The following is a 16,614-nucleotide window of genomic DNA, read 5'->3' as shown; positions in this document are numbered from 1 at the left end:
GGGCGGTTCAGGCGAGCAGGTCGAGCAGGGCGGTGTTGACGGCGGCGGGGCGCTCCAGGGGGAGCAGGTGGGCGGCGTCGGGGACGTCGGGGAGGCGTCGGCCGTGCGGGGCCTCGGCGGCGATGCGGTCGGCCAGGCGGCGGATGTCCGGGAGGTCGTCGGCGCCGGCGGCGGTGAGCACCGGCATCCGCAGCTCGTGCAGGCGGTCCACGGCCGGCGGGTCCAGCTCGCCCACCTCGATCGCGCTGAGCGCCTGCTCGGCCGCGAGCGCCCGGCGGTCCATCTCCTCGGCGAACCGGATCAGTTCCGGGTCGACGTCGGCCGGTTGCCGGGTCGGCCCGACCACCCAGAAGCGCACCTCGCCCGCGGCGGTGGCCGCGAAGTCCTCCGGGTCGACGTCGCCGACCAGGTCCGCCCAGAGCCGCTCGGTCTCCTCGGACCACTCGTGACCGGAGACCGGAGCGCCGAACAACGCCAGCGCGCTCACCCGATCCGGGTGGGCCAGCGCGGTGTCCACCGCTACCCGGCCGCCGAACGAGCAGCCGACCAGCGCGGCCCGCTCGACGCCGAGCGCGTCGAGCAGCCCGATCACGTCGTCGTGGTGGGCGAACGGGGCGGGTGGCAGCTCCGAGTCGCCGTAGCCGCGCAGATCAGGAACGAGCACCCGGTGCCGCTCGGCGAGCGCCGGCACCTGCGCGCGCCACATCCGCCGGTCCGCGATGCCGGCGTGCAGCAGCACCACGGCGCTGCCGTCGCCGGCCTCGTCGTGTGCGAGGCGGGCACCGTTGATCTCGATCATCGTCACGCTGGGACGGTACGGAGCGGACACCGGGCACGCAACCGGGTTTGTGGTGACCTCGCTAACTCTGGCTAGCGTTTCGCTTGCAGCAGCTAGCAGGCCGCGTTACGGTCGAACCATGGCCACCAGCAAGGATCTTCCCGATGTCGGCGGGTTCATTCGCGACCTGCGGCGCAACGCGAAGATCTCGCTGCGTCAGCTCGCCGAGCAGGCAGGTGTCAGCAATCCCTACCTGAGCCAGATCGAACGTGGGCTGCGCAAGCCGAGCGCCGAGGTGCTCCAGCAACTCGCCAGCGCGCTGCGCGTCTCCACCCCGGCCATGTACCTGCGGGCCGGCCTGCTGGACGACAAGGAGGGCCAGGGCGTGCTCGCGGCCATCGCGGTCGACAGCGAGCTGACCATGGCCCAGAAGCAGTCACTCACCCAGATCTACGAGACGTTCCGCCGCGAGAACGCGCGCCTCGCCGAGGCGACCGGCGCCACCGCAGCGGCGGAGCCGGCCGCCGCGCCGGCGGAGCCCAGCGGGCCGGACACCGCGCCCGAGGCCCCGGCCACCGTCGCGCCGGCCGCGACCGGCCCCGTGACGACCGACGGCACCCCGACCGAGGCCGTCCTCGAGTCGGTCGCTGTCACCGAAGCGGGCACCGCGCCCGCACCGACCACCGCCGCCCGTACAGGCACGACCGGCCGCCGGGCGGCCCGGAAGGCCGCCGGTGCGGCCGAAGAGGAGCAGTCATGACCCAGCCGAAGACCAACCGCATCCCCGCCCCCCTCTACGCCGCCGCCGGCGCCGGCGAGCTGGCCCTGGAGCAGCTCCGCAAGCTGCCCACCGTGGTCAGCGGTCTCGGCACCCGGGTCGTCACCGACCTCGGCGGCAAGGCCGTCGGCACCGGCTACGAGCTGCGCCAGAAGGCCACCGAGACCGCCACCGGGCTGCGCTCGACCGACCTCGACCAGCTCCGCCAGGCGGCCAACCTGGACAAGCTCCGCGAGGCCGCCACCCGCAACGCCGCCGCCGTGGTGGCCGGTGCCTACGCCGCGCAGGAGCGCGCTCTGGCCGCGTACGCCGAGCTGGTCGCCCGCGGTGAGCGGGTCGTCGGCGCCGGTGTGCTGGAGGCCGCCGACACGGTGAACGCCGACATCGAGGCGACCGAGGAGACCGCCCCGGCCGCCGAGGCCCCGAAGACCGAGGCGCCGAAGACCGAGGCGCCCAGCCCGGTCGAGGTGGCCGAGGCGGTGGCCGCCAAGCCGGCCGCCGTGAAGCGGACCCGGGCCACCAAGGCGACCGCCACCAAGGCCGCCGCCCACACGCCGGCCACGCCGTCGGCGAAGCTGCCGAAGGCCACGAAGCGGACCCGCCCGGCCGCCGAGTGACCCGACTCCCCACCGAGACCCCGGACAGCGTCCTGTCGGACGTTTCCGGGGTCTCGGCATAAGCTTGCCGACATGGCCTACGCCGCGCCGATCTTCGCGTTCGAAGTACGCTCCGTGATTCAGCTCATCCTGCTCGTCTTCGCCCTGGTCATCCAGGGGGTGGCCCTGGTGCACGCGATCACCCAGCGCGGCGACGGATTCGCCGCGATCGGCACGCTGCCCAAGGGCGGCTGGGTCGCCATCCTGGCGGTCTGCATGCTGCTCACCCTGCTCGGCTTCGGCCCGATCAGCCTGTTCGGACTGGTCGGCATCGCCGCCGGCCTCATCTACCTGCTCGACGTGCGGCCCGGCCTGCGGGACCTGCACGACGGTCGAGGGTCCTGGTGAGAGGTTTCCGCTGGCCACCGCCGCCGGACGGCGGTCCCCGCACCTGGGGGCCCGGCCCCGGCGGGCCGCGCACCGGCCGACCGGCGCTGCCCGAGCCGGAGACGGAACTGGTCGCCACCCCGCACGGGGTGAGCCTGGAACGCCTGGTCACCGGCGTCGGTGACCCGGTCACCGTGTTCGCGCACGGGCTGGGCAACGGCATCGCCACCACCCGGCCGTTCGGCAGCGGCGTCACCGGCCGCCGGATCTTCTTCCAGTTCCGCGGGCACGGCCGCTCCGACTCGCCGGCCGGGCCGTGGACCTACCTCGACCTCGCCCGTGACCTGCGCGCCGTCGCCGACCTGGGCGGCGCCACCCGCGCGTTCGGCGCCAGTCTCGGCGCGGGCGCGCTGTGCCGGCTGCTGGCAGAGAGCCCGGAACGCTTCGAGAAGCTGGTCTTCTTCCTGCCCGCCGTGCTGGACACCCCGCGTGGCGAGGCGGCCCGGTCCCGCCTCGCCGGCCTGCTCGACGCGGTGGCCGACGGCGACGCGCACGCGCTCGCCGAGGTGGTGTCGCTGGAACTGCCCCCGTCGGTCCGCAACACCCCGGCCGGCTGGGCCTACCTGCGGCAGCGGCTCGACCAACTGCTCCGCGACGGGCTCGCGCCCGGCCTGGCCGGTCTGCCCGAGCAGGCCGCGCTGGACGACGCCGCCGCGCTCGCCGCGGTCACCGCACCGGCCCTGGTGATCGGCTGCGCCGACGACGACCTGCACCCCGTCGCGGTCGCCGAGCGGCTCGCCGCCGTGCTGCCGGCGGCCACCCTGCACGTGTACGACCGGCCCGGCGTCCTCTGGACCGAACGCGCCGACCTGCGGGAGCGCATCTCGTCGTTCCTGAACGGGTAACGTCGCTGCGCATGGGTGTCACACATCACGGCCGTACGCACCGCCTCGACCTCGCCGACCCCACGCTGCGTGAGTGGACCTGCCGGGTGCTCGCGGCCGATCCCGAGCAGGGCATCGTGCTGGACCGGTCCGCGTTCTACCCGGGCGGCGGCGGACAGCCGCCAGACCACGGCGTGCTGCTCTGGCAGGGCGTGCAGACCCGGATCGCGGGCACCCGCAAGGCCGACGACCTCTGGCTGATCCCGGTCGACGGTGACCCGCTGCCGCCGGTCGGCACCGAGGTCACCGGCGCGGTGGAGGACGCCCGGCGGACCATGCTGATGCGGACCCACTCCGGGCTGCACGTGCTCTGCGGCGTGGTCTTCCGGGACTTCGGCGCGCTGGTCACCGGCGGCAACATGGAACCCGGCGAGGCCCGGATGGACTTCAACCTCCCCGAGGTGCCGCCGGACTTCAAGGCCCGCATCGAAGAGCTGGTCAACGCCGAGGTGGTCGCCGACCGCTCGGTCGCCGTCCGGGTGCTGCCGCGCGCCGAGGCGCTGGCCCTGCCCGACATCATCTGCACCCAGTCCAACCTGATCCCGCCGAGCGAGCAGGAGGTGCGGATCGTCGACATCGTCGGGCTGGACGTGCAGGCCGACGGCGGCACCCACGTCGCGTCCACCGCCCAGATCGGCAAGGTCCAGGTGGTCAAGGTGGAGAGCAAGGGGCGGGCCAACCGCCGGGTCCGGGTCCGGCTCGCGGACTGAGTCAGCGGGGCAGGTACGCCGCCCGTACGTCGAGCAGCCACCGCTCCACGGCCTCCTCGTCCGGGCGCTCGGGCAACGGCGAACGGGTCCGGTCGAACTCCGCCTCGGCGTCCGCCACCAGCGCCTGCGCCTCGGCCAGCGCACCGCCGGCCACCCGCTCGCCGAACGCGCGGAACCAGCCCGGTTCGGCCAGCCGGATCTCCAGCGCCCCGGTCGCGTACAGCAGCCGGCCCTGGTGCAGCAGCCGGGCCAGATGCCGGGCGTGCTTCGCCGAGCGCCGCCGGCCGCCGGTGTCCGGCGGCGCGCCGGCGAGCTTGCGGAACTGTCGCGAGGCGTACCCGAGGTAGGCGTCGCGGACCCGGGGCGCGCTGAGGAACGCCGACCGGATGCCGATCAGCCGCTCGCCGAACTCGGTGCGGGTCTCGTAGCAGTCGTCCGGCAGCCACATCAACTCGATGGCGGTCGGGTTGCCGCTCAGCGCCAGCAGCGCGTACTTCCGGGCCTCGTGCAGCGTGACGTCCGGGTCGGTGGTGACCACCGACTCGCGGGGCGGGCGCAGGCCGTGGAACGCGACGGTGGGCGCGGCGAAGACACCGAGCCGGTCGGTGTCCGAGCCGGGGCCGGCCAGCCCGTACGCGACCGAGCCGACGATCCCGGAGAGCAGCAGGTGCATGCCCTCATGATCGCCGATCCGACTCCGTCGGAAAACCGGACTTCGGCTGTCAGGTATCGGTGACACGGTGGGTCCATGAATTCACCACTCACCGGAAAGGTGGCGCTCGTCGCGGGCGCGACCCGCGGCGCCGGCCGGCAGATCGCCGTCCAGCTCGGCGCCGCCGGAGCCACCGTCTACGCCACCGGCCGCACCACCCGCGACCGCCGCTCGGAGATGGACCGCCCGGAAACCATCGAGGAGACCGCCGAGCTGGTCACCGCCGCCGGCGGCACCGGCGTCGCGGTCGCCGTCGACCACCTCGACCCCGAGCAGGTACGCACGCTGGTCGAGCGGATCGACGCCGAACAGGGCCGCCTCGACGTGCTGGTCAATGACATCTGGGGCGCCGACCCGCTGATCACCTGGGAGAAGCCGGTCTGGGAGCAGCCGCTCGACGCCGGCTTCCGCACGCTGCGCCTGGCCGTCGACACCCACATCATCACCAGCCACTTCGCGCTGCCGCTGCTGATTCGCAACCCGGGCGGGCTGGTCGTCGAGATCGGCGACGGCACCAAGGCGTACAACGACGCCACCTACCGCCTCTCCGTCTTCTACGACCTGGCCAAGGTGTCGGTGAACCGGCTGGGCTTCACCCAGGCGCACGAGCTGGCGCCGCACGGTTGCACGGCGGTCGCGCTCACCCCCGGCTGGCTGCGTTCCGAGGCGATGCTGGAGCACTTCGGCGTCACGGAGGCCAACTGGCGCGACGGGGCGAAGACCGACCCGCACTTCGTCATGTCCGAGACGCCGGCCTTCGTCGGGCGCGCGGTCGTCGCCCTGGCCGCCGACCCGGACCGGCACCGCTGGAACGGGCGGTCGCTGGACAGCGGCGGGCTGGCCCAGGAGTACGGCTTCACCGACCTCGACGGCACCCGGCCGCACTGGTCCCGCTACCACGACGAGGTGGTCGCGCCGGGCCTCCCGGCCGACGACACCGGCTACCGCTGACCGGTGCCCTGCGGCGGGCCGGCGTCTGCGGGCGGGCCGGCGTAGAGCGCCGCCGCGCGGCGGGCCGCCTCGGCGAACCGGGCCCGCAGCTCCGGCGGGGGCCCGTTCTTCAGCACCAACCCGTACGGCGCGAGCGCGCGGGTCACCTCCCGACCGCCGCGCCGGTAGCGCAGCTCCACCATCCGGTCCCGCCACACCGCCCGGGCCAGCTCCGCCAGCCGGGGCGGGGGCGCGGACTCCCGGAACCAGCCCGGCACGTCCAGGTGGAACCGCTGCCCGGTACGCGCCGGCGCGTCCCGCAGGCTCGGCGGCAGCGCGGCCAGCACCTTCAACTCGGCGGCGGCAACCGCGTCGGCCAGCCCCATGTCACCGGCCGGCCCCGGCAGCCCGGCCAGGAACAACGCCTCGGCCTCGTCGCGGCTCAGCCCGGTCAGCCGGGTCCGGTAGCCGCCGAGCAACCGGTATCCGCCGGTCCGGCCCCGGTCGGCGTAGACCGGGACGCCGGCGGCGGAGAGCGCCAGCACGTCCCGGTAGACGGTGCGTTCGGAGACTTCCAGCTCACCGGCCAGCTCGGCCGCCGTCATCGTCTCCTGGGACTGGAGCAGCAGCACCAACGAGATCAGCCGAGACGCACGCACCCCCCATTGTGTAAGGAGGGGCCCCCGCTTAACGCATACGGATTGGCGGGGGCCCCTCCTAACAGCCGGGCGGCGGGCGCGAGCGCACTAGGCTGCCGTCGTGAACGCCTCCCGTACCGTCGCGCCGGTGACCGGCGCGGTCACCCGCTTCCTCGGCGGCGCCGGCCTGCTGCTGCGCGGCTTCGGCATGTACGTCCGCAGCCCCCGGATGATGCTGCTCGGCGTCGTGCCGGCGCTGATCTCCGGCGTGCTCTACCTGGCGCTCTTCGCCACCCTGCTGTATTTCGTGGACGATCTGGCCGCCTGGTTCACCCCGTTCGCCGACGACTGGTCGTCGACCGCCCGCAAGCTGCTGCGGGTCGCCGCCGGGCTGGCCGTCGTCGGGGTGGCCGCGCTGGTCGGGGTGCTCACCTTCACCGCGGTCACCCTTGCCGTCGGCGACCCGTTCTACGAGGCCATCTCCGAGCGGGTCGAGGACCGCCTCGGCGGCACCCCGGGGAAGGTGGACGTGCCGTTCTGGGCCTCGCTGCGGCGCAGCGTCGCCGACTCGGTGCGCCTGGTGGCCGTCACCGTGCTGGTCGGCGTACCCCTCTTCGCGGCCGGCTTCATCCCGGTGGTGGGCCAGACGGTGGTCCCGGTGGTCGGTGCCCTGGTGGGTGGCTGGTTCCTGGCCCTGGAACTGGTCGGCGCGCCGTTCTACCGGCGCGGGATGCGGCTGCCCGACCGGCGGGCGCGGCTGCGGGCCGACCGGCCGACCGCGCTCGGTTTCGGGGTGGCGGTATTCCTGTGTTTCCTGATCCCGCTCGGCGCGGTGCTGGTCATGCCGGCCGCCGTCGCCGGGGCCGCGCTGCTGGCCCGCCGGTCGCTGGGCCAGCACGTCAAGGAGCGATGAGATGGACACGGTGTTGATCGAGGGTGACATCACCGCCCAGCAGGTCGACGCGATCGTCAACGCGGCGAACTCGTCGCTGCTCGGCGGCGGGGGAGTGGACGGTGCGATCCACGCCCGGGGCGGGCCGGCGATCCTGGCGGAGTGCCGGGCGCTGCGGGCCTCCCGATACGAGCGGGGGCTGCCGACCGGGCAGGCGGTCGCCACCACGGCCGGCGACCTGCCGGCACGCTGGGTGGTGCACACCGTCGGGCCGGTCTTCGCGCCGGGCGAGGACCGGTCGGCGCTGCTGCGCGACTGCTACGCCAACAGCCTGCGGGTCGCCGACGAACTGGGCGCGACCCGGATCGCGTTCCCGCTGATCTCGGCCGGGATCTACGGCTGGCCGGTCGAGGACGCGGTGGCGCAGGCGTTGGCCGTGCTGCACGCGGCCACCCCGGCGCACGTGGTCGAGGCCCGGCTGGTGCTGTTCGGCGCGGACACCTATGCGACGGCGGTGCGGATCGCCGCCGGCCGGCTCAGCTGAGCGTGCGCCGGCACGACCACTGGCTGTCGACCGGCCGGTAGCCGAGGGCCTCGTTGATCGCCAGCATCGGCGCGTTCGCCTCGTCGTTCGAGGTGTACGCGGTCCGCACCCCGCGTGCCGCGGCGGCGTGCAGCGCGGCCTGCTTGGCGAGCCGGGCAAACCCCCGGCCCCGGTACGCGGGCAGCGTGGCGGTGAAGTCCGACCACATGCGGTCGCCGTCGCGCTGCACCAGGCTGATCGCCACCAGCTCCCCGTCCACCTCGGCGGCCGTGCTGGCGTCCCGGTCGAAGCCCGGGTTGTCCCAGATCTCGTGCCGCCAGAGGTCGAAGTCGAACGAGTCGATCGGCACGTCGCCCGGTTCGTCGGGGGACGCCTCCGCATCCACCCGGTGGACCCGGCGCGGGTCGAGCCCGTCGACCGGCAGCAGCCGGACGCCTGGCGGCGGCTCCGGCATCGGCGGGGCGGTGCGCAGGTCGAGCGCGGAGTAGCGCAGTTCCCGGCTGGCGGTGAAGCCGTGCCGCTGCGCGAACGGCAGCGAGTCGGTGCGGGCGTAGGTGAGCGCCCGTGTCGACCCGAGCGTGCGCAGATGGTCGAGTGCGACGTCGAGCAGCGCGGTGCCGGCGCCCCGGCCGCGGTGGTCGGGGTGGACGTGCAGGGTGGAGATGTCGCCGACCCCGGGCGTCGAGGTCTGCGTGTTGCGATGTGCCGCCGCCCAGCCGACCACCCGACCGCCCGCCTCGGCGACCCAGGCGGCCCAGTCCTCCCCGGGCGGCGGCTGCTCGATCATCCGGCGGGTCGACTCGACACCCCGGACCAGGTAGGGAAAGACCAGCGCGCGCAGCGCCACCACGGCGGGCGCGTCGTCGGCGCGGGCGCGACGGATCTCGGCTTCGCTCACCCGGGCGACCCTAGCCACGCCGTGCGGTCACCGCGAGCGGTTTGTTAAGCGGGGCCCCCTCCTCTACCGAATGCGTTAACAGGGGGCCCCTCCTTACGCCGAATCGCGGAGGATGAGCTCGGTGGGGAGCAGCAGCGCCTGCTCGACCGGCTCGCCGGCGGCGATGCGCAGGAGCTGGCGGGTCATCGCCCGGCCCAGCTCCACTATCGGTTGCCGCACGGTGGTCAGCGGCGGCTCGGTGTAGGCGGCCGTCTCGATGTCGTCGAACCCGATCACCGCGACGTCCTCGGGCACCCGCCGCCCGGCCTCCCGCAGGGCCCGCAGGGCCGCGTGCGCCATCAGGTCGGAGGCGGCGAACACCGCGTCCAGCTGGGGGTCGGCGGCGAGCAGCTCGCGCATCGCCGCGGTGCCGGACTCCCGGGTGAAGTCGCCGTACGCGACCAGCTCCGGTAGCCCGGCGGTGGTGAGCGCGGCCCGGTAGCCGATCAGCCGCTCGATGCCGGCCACCATGTCCTGCGGCCCGGCGATGGTGGCGACGCGCCGCCGGCCGGCCGCGATCAGGTGCTCCACCGCCCGGGTGACGCCGCCGGTGTGGTCGACGTCGACGTACGGTACGTCGGCGCCGTCGAGCGGCCGGCCGCTGCACACGACCGGGATGCCGAGCCGGGCCAGCCGGCCGGGCAGCGGGTCCTCCCCGTGCAGCGACGCGAAGAGCACCCCGTCGACGTGCCGCCCGGTGGTGTACCGCTCGACCCGTTCGTGCCCGGCCGGCGAGCCGGCCAGCATCAGCACGAGTTGCTTGTCCGCCGCCTCCAGTTCCTGGGCGGCGCCGCGGATGATGCCGGGGAAGACCTGGTCGTCGGAGAAGACCCGGGTGGCCGCCTCGGGCAGGACCAGCGCGACCGAGTCGGTGCGCTGGGTGACCAGGCTGCGGGCGGCGAGGTTCGGGACGTACCCGAGTTCCTCGACCGCCCGGCGCACCGCCTGCTGGATCGACTCGGCGACGGTGGTGGAGCCGTTGACCACCCGGGAGACCGTGGCCCGGGACACGCCGGCCCGCCGGGCCACCGCCTCCAGGGTCGGCCGCTGTGCCGTCGTCATCCCCGTTACCACCACCTCGTCACAGCCCGTTCCGGGCGATCACCTCCTGGTACCAGCGGGCGCTCTGCTTGGGTGTGCGCCGCTGGGTCAGGTAGTCGACGTGGACGATCCCGAACCGCTTCCGGTATCCCTCGGCCCATTCGAAGTTGTCCAGCAACGACCATACGAGATAGCCGCGCAGGTCGACCCCGCGGGCGATGGCCTCGTGCGCGGCGCGCAGGTGGCCGTCGAGGTAGGCGGTCCGGTCGGCGTCGGCGACCCGGCCGGTGGAGTCGAGCGTGGCGTCCGGGAACGCGCCACCGTTCTCGGTGATCATGAGCGGCAGCCCGGGGTGGTCGGCGGCCACCCGCTGCAGCAGCCGGGTGAGCCCGGCGGGCTCGATCGTCCAGCCCATGTCGGTGACCGGGTCGGTGGCCGGCCGGAACTCGACCGCGCCGGCGGTGCCCGGGTAGGCGCTGCTGCCCTCGCCGTCCGCCCGTCCGGCGACGTAGGTGGGTGAGTAGTAGTTGAGGCCGAGCAGGTCCAGCGGCGCGGCGATGATTTTCTCGTCGCCGTCCCGGACGAAGTCCGTCGGCACGATCCGGTTGACGTGCGCCAGCACGTCCGCCGGGTAGCCGGCGCCGGTGAGCGGGTCCAGGAAGATCCGGTTGTGCAGGCCGTCGACCAGCCGCACCGCCTCGGCGTCCGCGGCGCTGCCGGCGTCCGCCGGCTGCACGTCGGCCAGGTTGAGCGTGATCCCCAGCGTCTCCGCGCCGGCCGCGCGCAGCGCCCGGGCGGCCAGGCCGTGGCCGAGCAGCAGATGGTGTACGGCCCGGAACGCGTCCCCGGCGTCGTGCCGGCCGGGTGCGTGCACCCCGTTGCCGTAGCCGAGGTAGGCCGAGCACCACGGCTCGTTGAGCGTGGTCCAGGTGTGCACCCGGTCGCCGAGTCGGCGGTGCACCGCGAGCGCGTAGTCGGCGAAGTGCTCGGCGGTCGCCCGGACGGTCCAACCGCCCCGGTCCTCAAGCGCCTGCGGCAGGTCCCAGTGGTAGAGCGTGACGATCGGGTCGATGCCGTGCGTCAGCAGCGCGTCGGTGAGCCGGTCGTAGAAGTCGAGCCCGCGTGGCTCGACCGGGCCGGTGCCGTCCGGCCGGACCCGGGGCCAGGCGACCGAGAACCGGTACGCCCGCAGCCCCAGCTCGGCCATCAGCGCGACGTCCTCGGCGTACCGGTGGTAGTGGTCGCAGGCGACGTCGCCGCTCTGGCCCTGGAACACCGCCCCCGGCGTACGGCTGAAGGTGTCCCAGATCGACGGGCCGCGTCCGTCCTCGCGGGCGGCGCCCTCGATCTGGTAGGCGGCGGTGGCCGCCCCCCAGACGAAGCCCTCGGGGAACCTGAGTTCCGTCATGCCTTCACCGCACCTTCCATGATCCCGCCGATGATCTGGCGGCCGAACAGGACGAACACCAGCAGCAGCGGCAGCGTGGCGATGGCCGTTCCGGTGAACACCTGGGACATGTCCTGGTAGTACCCGTCGGAGAGCGCCCGTAGCGAGAGCTGCACGGTCGGGTTCTCCGGATCGTTGAGCACCGCGTACGGCCAGAGGAAGTCGTTCCAGGTGGTCATGAACGTGAGCAGGCCGAGCACGGCGGCGGCCGGGCGCAGCGCGGGCAGCACCACGTTCCAGTAGATCCGGGCGGTGTTGCAGCCGTCCATCCGGGCCGCCTCGATCAGCTCGGAGCTGACCGCCTGGCCGGCGTACTGGCGCATCATGAACACGCCGAAGCCGGTGACCAGCGCCGGCACGATCACGGCGGGCAGCCGGTCGTTCCAGTTCAGCTTCGTCATCAGCAGATAGAGCGGGATCACGCCGAGCTGGGTGGGGACCATCATTGTCGCGACGATCGCCAGCAGCAGCGCGTTGCGGCCACGGAACCGCAGCTTGGCGAACGCGAACCCGGCCAGGGTGGAGAAGAGGACCACCGAGAACGTCACGGTGACCGCCACGATCGCCGAGTTGATCAGGCCGGTGAGGAAGTAGGCGTCGGTGTTGTCGAACAGCCGGGCGATGTTGGCGCCGAGGTTGCCGCCGGGGGTCAGCGGCGGTGGCACCTGCCCCATGGCGTCGCTGGTGCGGCTGGCCACCACGAACATCCAGTAGATCGGGAAGACCGACAGCAGCGCGGAGAGGGCCAGCGCCAGGTAGGTGAGCCGGCTGGCCGACCAGAGGCGGGTCATCGGGAGACCTCCTTGCGGGAACCGCCGCCGAGCCGGCGCAGGAACAGGACGTTTATCGCCGCGACCACCGCGATCAGCGCGAAGAGCAGCCAGGCGATGGCCGAGCCGTAGCCGAAGTTGTAGTGCGGCGCGAAGGCGTTCTCGAACATGTACATGGTCACCGTCTGCGACTCGCGCAGCGGCCCGCCCCGGATCGCGTTGGTGCCGGAGTTGAACATCCGCGGCTCGGTGAAGAGCTGGAGGCCGCCGATGGTGGAGATGATGACCGCGAAGACGATCGTCGGCTTGAGCAGCGGCACGGTGATGGACCAGAACTGCCGGGCCCGGCCGGCGCCGTCGATCGCCGCCGACTCGTACAGGTCGCGGGGGATGGCCTGCATGGCGGCCAGGAAGATAAGCGCGTTGTAGCCGGTCCACCGCCAGTCGACCATGGTGGAGATGGCGACCCAGGCGGCGAACCTGTTGGCCTTCCAGTCGATCGCGCTGATCCCGACGTGGTCGAGCAGCCAGTTGATCATGCCGAAGTCGCGGCCGAACAGCACCGCGAACACGATCGCCACCGCGGCGGTCGAGGTGACGTTCGGGACCAGCACGGCCATCCGCCAGGTGGTGCGGGCGCGGAGCCGGCGGTTGAGCAGGTTCGCCAGCCAGAGCGCGGCCAGGAGTTGGGGGACCGTCGAGATGACGAAGATGCCCAGCGTGTTGACCACGGAGTGCCAGAAGTCCGGGTCGGCGAGCAGTTGGCTGTAGTTGTCCAGGCCGATGAACGGGTGCTCGGCGCCGAGCAGGTCCCAGTCGTGCAGCGAGACCCAGAACGTGTACGCCAGCGGGTAGGCCCCGAAGACGCCGAACAGCAGGAAGAACGGGGCGATGTAGAGGTAGGGCGAGTATTTCGTGTCGAACCGGCTGAGCCGGGCGCCCCGGAGGGGACGGCTGTGCCGGGGGGCCGGTGCGACCGGCGGGCGGGCGTCGAGCTGGACGGCCATGGCCTGAGAACTCCTCTCCGCCGTGCGGGCGGCACCCGTCGCCGGGTCCGCCCGCACGCGCTGCTCGGGTTACTTGGCGGCGGCCTTCTCGGCGTTGGAGACCGCGTCGGTCCAGCCCTGCTGCGGGGAGCGCTTGCCCAGTTCCACGGTGCGCACGGCGTTCTCCACCTCGGTGCGGACGGCCTGGTTCTTCGGGCCCATGTAGACCGGCTTCAGGTTCTTGGCGCCCTCGGCGAAGATCTTGCCGACCGGGGCCTCGGAGAAGTAGGCGTTCTTCGAGTCGAGGATCGCCGGGTCGGCCAGCGCCTGCGGGGACGAGGGCAGCGGGCCCTTGAGCTTGAACGCGCCGATCTGGCCCTTGGCGCTGGTCAGGAACTTGGCCAGCTCGATCGCCTCGGCCTGGTGCTTGCTCTGCTTCGGCACGGCGAGGAAGGAGCCGCCCCAGTTGCCCCCGTCGCCGGGGATCTGGGCGATGTCCCACTTGCCCTTGGCGCCCGGGCCGGCGTTGCCCTCGATCACCCCGGTCATCCAGGCCGGGCAGGCGATGGTGGCGAACTTCGACTGCTTGAACGCCGACACCCACTCCTCGGACCAGGAGCCGTACTTGCCGGACAGGCCGGAGTCGATGATGTCCATCGTGGTGTCGTACGCCTGCTTCACCGCCGGGTTGCTGCCGACGACCAGGTTGTTGCCGGTGTCGTAGTAGCTGTAGCCGCTGCTGTTGCCGGCGGTCTGGAGCAGGATCGTGTTGAAGGTGTTCGTCGCCGCGTCGAGGAACGAGGCGCCGGTCTTCTTCGCGGTGAACTGCTCGCCGACCTTGATGTAGTCCTGCCAGGTGGGCCAGAGCCCGGACACGGCCTCCCGGTCGGTGGGCAGGCCCGCCTTGGCGAACAGGTCCTTGCGGTAGCACATGGCCATGCCGCCGACGTCGGTGCCGAGGCCGATGAGCTGCTTGCCGTCGGCGGTGAGCCCCTGGTTCCACTTCCAGTCGAGGAAGTTGCCCTTGAGGTCGGCCGCGCCATGGTCGAGCAGGTTGACGAAGTTCTGCGGGTCGGCCTTGTATTCGACGAGCAGTCCCTCCTCGATGGCGACGACGTCGCCGGCGCCCTTGCCGGCGGCGAGCCACTGGGTGAGCTTCGGCGAGTACTCGTCGAGGTTGCTGCCGGTGCCCCGCTCGACGATCTTCACGTCGGGGTGGCTGGCCATGTACTCCTGGTAGAGGTCCGCGTAACCGAACTGGCCGAAGACGTCGACGGTGAGCGTGACCGGTCCGTCGGCGGTGGCCTCGTCGCCGCCGCCGCAGCCGGTGGTGCCGAGCAGTGCGGTAACGGCGACCACGGCAACCGCCGCCAGTCGACGGCGCGTGAAGGTGAGCATGCTGTCCTGACCTCTCGGGGTCGTATCGGGTGGTGGAAGGCGGTTCCGGTACTAAGAGAGCGCTCTCCGGACAGCTTTGTGGGTGGTTCGGGACGCTGTCAAGAGAGCGCTCTCAGCGCGTCCGAAAAAAGCGGAGAGGGGCGGTCACCGCCCCTCTCCGCCCGGTATCGGGTGCTGTGTCAGCCCACCCGCAGCCCGTCCAGCAGGCTCCGGTCACCGGCCACGCCCAGCGTGTCGAAGCTGATCCGGCCCATCAACGCCAGCAGCAGGTCGCTCGCCGTGCCGGTCACCTGCGCCCGGGCCCGGTGGTCGTCGTGATCCAGGATCGTCGCGGTGTCCAGCAACGCCACCCCCTCGCCGCGCAGCCGCAGATACCACTCCTGGGCGGCGTCGGTCGCGGTCAACTGGACCACCCCGTGCCACGGGCCGGGCCGGAGCCGCCGGCCCGCCGGCAGCCAGGTGTCCAGTACCTCGCTCACCCCGTCGGCCGCGAGCTTGGACTCGATCGGATCGCCCGCGCCGATGGCGAGCTGGGCGTCCCAGCGGTGCACCGCGGTCTCGTGCGCCACCCGGCGCGGCCAGAAACCGGCCTTCTTCGGCTGCGGGGCGAAGTTCCACGCCGGGGCCTCCGGGTCCAGGCCCTCCAGGAGCGCGGTGAGCCGCTCGTACTCCTGGGCGAACCACTGCGCCGGGGTGACACCGGCCGGCGGCTCCGGGTCGTGGCGCTCCGGGCGGGTGGTGCTGCCGGCGGACAGCACGGTGCCCACCCACACGTAGGTCCGGGTCAGGTGATGGGCGAGGTCGGTCACCGTCCAGCCGGGACAGGACAGCACCGGTGTCTCCGGAGGAGCCTCCGACACGGCCGCGGCGAACGCGGGACCCTCAGTCCGCAACGCGCCGATCCAGAAGTCCTTCGTGTGGTGCAGTCTGCTCATCGCCATCCTCCCGGGGGTGACCGGGCCACCAGTGGGTGCCACGGCTACCCGTCAGCCTAGGGTGAAAGGCGTGTCAGACGTCTACGCCGAACCGACGACCGCCACCGGGCCGACCGACCCGGGCACCCTGGCGCGCTACACCACACTACGCCTCGGCGGCCCGGCCGGCCGACTGGAGATCGCCGACGACGCCGCCGGCATCGTCCGCAAGGTCCAGGAGGCGGAGGCCCGCGAACAGGCGGTGCTGGTGCTCGCCGGCGGCAGCAACGTGGTGATCGGCGACCAGGGCTTCCCCGGCACCGTCGTGCTCGTCCGCTCCCGGGGGTTCGAGGTCGTCGCCGCGGACGGCGACGCCGTCACCGTACGGGTGGCCGCCGGTGAGCCGTGGGACGACCTGGTCGCCGCCACCGTCGAACGCGGCTGGGCGGGACTGGAATGCCTCTCCGGCATCCCCGGCTCGGCCGGCGCGACGCCGATCCAGAACGTCGGCGCGTACGGCCAGGAGGTGGCCGAGACGATCGTCGCGGTCGAGGCGTACGACCGGACCCGCCGCGAGGTGGTCCGGATCCCGGCCGCGGACTGTGGCTTCGCCTACCGGGGCAGCGTCTTCAAGTACAGCGACCGCTGGGTGGTGCTCTCGGTCGACTTCCGGCTCACCCGCTCGCCGCTCTCCGGCCCGGTCCGTTACGCCGAACTGGCCCGCGCGCTCGGCGTCGAGGTCGGTGACCGGGTGCCACTGGCCGAGGCCCGGGCCACCGTGCGCCGGCTGCGGGCCGGCAAGGGCATGGTGCTCGACGCCGCCGACCCGGACACCTGGTCGGTGGGCTCGTTCTTCACCAACCCGGTGCTCGACCGCGAGGCGTACGAGCTGCTCCGGGAGCGCGCCGCCGACCTGGGCGAGCCGCCGCACTGGCCGGGGGCCGGTGACGTGGTGAAGGTCAGCGCGGCCTGGCTGATCGACAGGGCCGGCTTCGGCAAGGGGTACGCCGGCCCGCCGGGGGTGGCCATCTCGACCAAGCACACGCTCGCGCTCACCAACCGGTCCGGCACCGCCAGCACGGCCGCCCTGGTGGCCCTGGCCCGGGAGATCCGCGACGGCGTGCACGCCCGGTTCGGCGTCCCCCTGCACCCCGAACCCGTCCTGGTCAACTGCACCATCTGACCTGCCCTGATCTCGTTCCGCCGTCCGCG

18 protein-coding genes and 1 pseudogene are annotated in these 16,614 nt (G+C 73.0%); 9 read left to right on the top strand and 10 right to left on the bottom strand.

Annotated elements, in window-relative coordinates; genetic code table 11:
• Window positions 1-7: 7 nt before the first annotated feature.
• Window positions 8-799 carry an alpha/beta hydrolase gene (locus tag AB0H28_RS02605; protein WP_358033841.1) on the bottom strand — a complete coding sequence of 264 codons (792 nt, stop codon included), beginning with the start codon at window positions 797-799 and terminating at the stop codon, window positions 8-10.
• 118 nt (window positions 800-917) lie between these two features.
• On the opposite strand from AB0H28_RS02605, the gene AB0H28_RS02600 reads away from it, so the two are divergent.
• The 5 genes from AB0H28_RS02600 to AB0H28_RS02580 all read left to right on the top strand — a co-directional run bounded on the left by AB0H28_RS02600 (window position 918) and on the right by AB0H28_RS02580 (window position 4,193).
• Window positions 918-1,538 carry a helix-turn-helix transcriptional regulator gene (locus AB0H28_RS02600; protein ID WP_358033094.1) on the top strand — a complete coding sequence of 207 codons (621 nt, stop codon included), beginning with the start codon at window positions 918-920 and terminating at the stop codon, window positions 1,536-1,538.
• Window positions 1,535-2,173 carry a hypothetical protein gene (locus tag AB0H28_RS02595; protein ID WP_358033092.1) on the top strand — a complete coding sequence of 213 codons (639 nt, stop codon included), beginning with the start codon at window positions 1,535-1,537 and terminating at the stop codon, window positions 2,171-2,173. The genes AB0H28_RS02600 and AB0H28_RS02595 overlap by 4 nt, the downstream gene beginning before the upstream one ends.
• 72 nt (window positions 2,174-2,245) lie before the next feature.
• A complete protein-coding gene (locus AB0H28_RS02590) occupies window positions 2,246-2,560 on the top strand; it encodes a DUF2516 family protein (RefSeq protein WP_181570570.1) in 315 nt (104 codons plus the stop codon).
• Window positions 2,557-3,444 (top strand): alpha/beta hydrolase, encoded by an 888-nt coding sequence (locus AB0H28_RS02585; RefSeq protein WP_358033089.1) that lies wholly within the window; start codon window positions 2,557-2,559, stop codon window positions 3,442-3,444. Before AB0H28_RS02590 ends, AB0H28_RS02585 begins: the two co-directional genes overlap by 4 nt.
• An 11-nt stretch (window positions 3,445-3,455) precedes the next feature.
• A complete protein-coding gene (locus tag AB0H28_RS02580) occupies window positions 3,456-4,193 on the top strand; it encodes an alanyl-tRNA editing protein (protein WP_358033087.1) in 738 nt (245 codons plus the stop codon).
• A gap of 1 nt (window position 4,194) precedes the next feature.
• On the opposite strand, the gene AB0H28_RS02575 is transcribed toward AB0H28_RS02580, so the two are convergent.
• Complete coding sequence (locus AB0H28_RS02575) at window positions 4,195-4,884, bottom strand: nucleotidyltransferase domain-containing protein (protein ID WP_358033839.1); 690 nt, start codon at window positions 4,882-4,884, stop codon at window positions 4,195-4,197.
• A 57-nt stretch (window positions 4,885-4,941) separates the two neighbouring features.
• On the opposite strand from AB0H28_RS02575, the gene AB0H28_RS02570 reads away from it, so the two are divergent.
• A complete protein-coding gene (locus AB0H28_RS02570; protein ID WP_358033085.1) occupies window positions 4,942-5,856 on the top strand; it encodes an SDR family oxidoreductase in 915 nt (304 codons plus the stop codon).
• A 101-nt stretch (window positions 5,857-5,957) separates the two neighbouring features.
• On the opposite strand, the pseudogene AB0H28_RS02565 reads toward AB0H28_RS02570, so the two are convergent.
• Window positions 5,958-6,440 (bottom strand): annotated as a pseudogene (locus tag AB0H28_RS02565) (HTH domain-containing protein); the annotation flags it as partial.
• Window positions 6,441-6,594: 154 nt separating this feature from the next.
• Between AB0H28_RS02565 and AB0H28_RS02560 the strand changes: the two are divergent.
• The gene (locus AB0H28_RS02560; RefSeq protein WP_358033082.1) at window positions 6,595-7,386 is read left to right on the top strand and encodes an EI24 domain-containing protein; all 792 of its coding nucleotides are present in this window, start codon (window positions 6,595-6,597) and stop codon (window positions 7,384-7,386) included.
• A gap of 1 nt (window position 7,387) precedes the next feature.
• Window positions 7,388-7,909 carry an O-acetyl-ADP-ribose deacetylase gene (locus tag AB0H28_RS02555; RefSeq protein WP_358033079.1) on the top strand — a complete coding sequence of 174 codons (522 nt, stop codon included), beginning with the start codon at window positions 7,388-7,390 and terminating at the stop codon, window positions 7,907-7,909.
• On the opposite strand, the gene AB0H28_RS02550 is transcribed toward AB0H28_RS02555, so the two are convergent.
• The 7 genes from AB0H28_RS02550 to AB0H28_RS02520 all read right to left on the bottom strand — a co-directional run bounded on the left by AB0H28_RS02550 (window position 7,902) and on the right by AB0H28_RS02520 (window position 15,423).
• Window positions 7,902-8,807: a GNAT family N-acetyltransferase gene (locus tag AB0H28_RS02550; protein ID WP_358033076.1), complete on the bottom strand. Its 906-nt coding sequence runs from the start codon at window positions 8,805-8,807 to the stop codon at window positions 7,902-7,904. The two genes, AB0H28_RS02555 and AB0H28_RS02550, sit on opposite strands and share 8 nt — an antisense overlap.
• Window positions 8,808-8,900: 93 nt before the next feature.
• Window positions 8,901-9,908 carry a LacI family DNA-binding transcriptional regulator gene (locus AB0H28_RS02545; protein WP_358033074.1) on the bottom strand — a complete coding sequence of 336 codons (1,008 nt, stop codon included), beginning with the start codon at window positions 9,906-9,908 and terminating at the stop codon, window positions 8,901-8,903.
• A 19-nt stretch (window positions 9,909-9,927) separates the two neighbouring features.
• Complete coding sequence (locus AB0H28_RS02540) at window positions 9,928-11,295, bottom strand: GH1 family beta-glucosidase (RefSeq protein WP_358033072.1); 1,368 nt, start codon at window positions 11,293-11,295, stop codon at window positions 9,928-9,930.
• Window positions 11,292-12,125, bottom strand: a complete 834-nt coding sequence (locus AB0H28_RS02535; protein WP_358033069.1) for a carbohydrate ABC transporter permease — start codon at window positions 12,123-12,125, stop codon at window positions 11,292-11,294. The genes AB0H28_RS02540 and AB0H28_RS02535 overlap by 4 nt, the downstream gene beginning before the upstream one ends.
• Window positions 12,122-13,111, bottom strand: a complete 990-nt coding sequence (locus AB0H28_RS02530; RefSeq protein WP_358033067.1) for a sugar ABC transporter permease — start codon at window positions 13,109-13,111, stop codon at window positions 12,122-12,124. Before AB0H28_RS02530 ends, AB0H28_RS02535 begins: the two co-directional genes overlap by 4 nt.
• A gap of 69 nt (window positions 13,112-13,180) precedes the next feature.
• Window positions 13,181-14,488 carry an extracellular solute-binding protein gene (locus AB0H28_RS02525; RefSeq protein WP_358033064.1) on the bottom strand — a complete coding sequence of 436 codons (1,308 nt, stop codon included), beginning with the start codon at window positions 14,486-14,488 and terminating at the stop codon, window positions 13,181-13,183.
• A 179-nt stretch (window positions 14,489-14,667) separates the two neighbouring features.
• A complete protein-coding gene (locus tag AB0H28_RS02520) occupies window positions 14,668-15,423 on the bottom strand; it encodes a maleylpyruvate isomerase family mycothiol-dependent enzyme (RefSeq protein WP_358033062.1) in 756 nt (251 codons plus the stop codon).
• Window positions 15,424-15,493: 70 nt separating this feature from the next.
• On the opposite strand from AB0H28_RS02520, the gene AB0H28_RS02515 reads away from it, so the two are divergent.
• Window positions 15,494-16,585 (top strand): UDP-N-acetylmuramate dehydrogenase, encoded by a 1,092-nt coding sequence (locus AB0H28_RS02515; RefSeq protein WP_358033059.1) that lies wholly within the window; start codon window positions 15,494-15,496, stop codon window positions 16,583-16,585.
• Window positions 16,586-16,614 lie beyond the last annotated feature (29 nt).

The organism is Micromonospora sp. NPDC050980 (genome assembly GCF_040653835.1).
Taxonomy (GTDB): Bacteria; Actinomycetota; Actinomycetes; order Mycobacteriales; family Micromonosporaceae; genus Micromonospora.
Note: the sequence above shows the minus strand (reverse complement) of the source record. Positions and strands in the feature narration are given on the sequence as shown.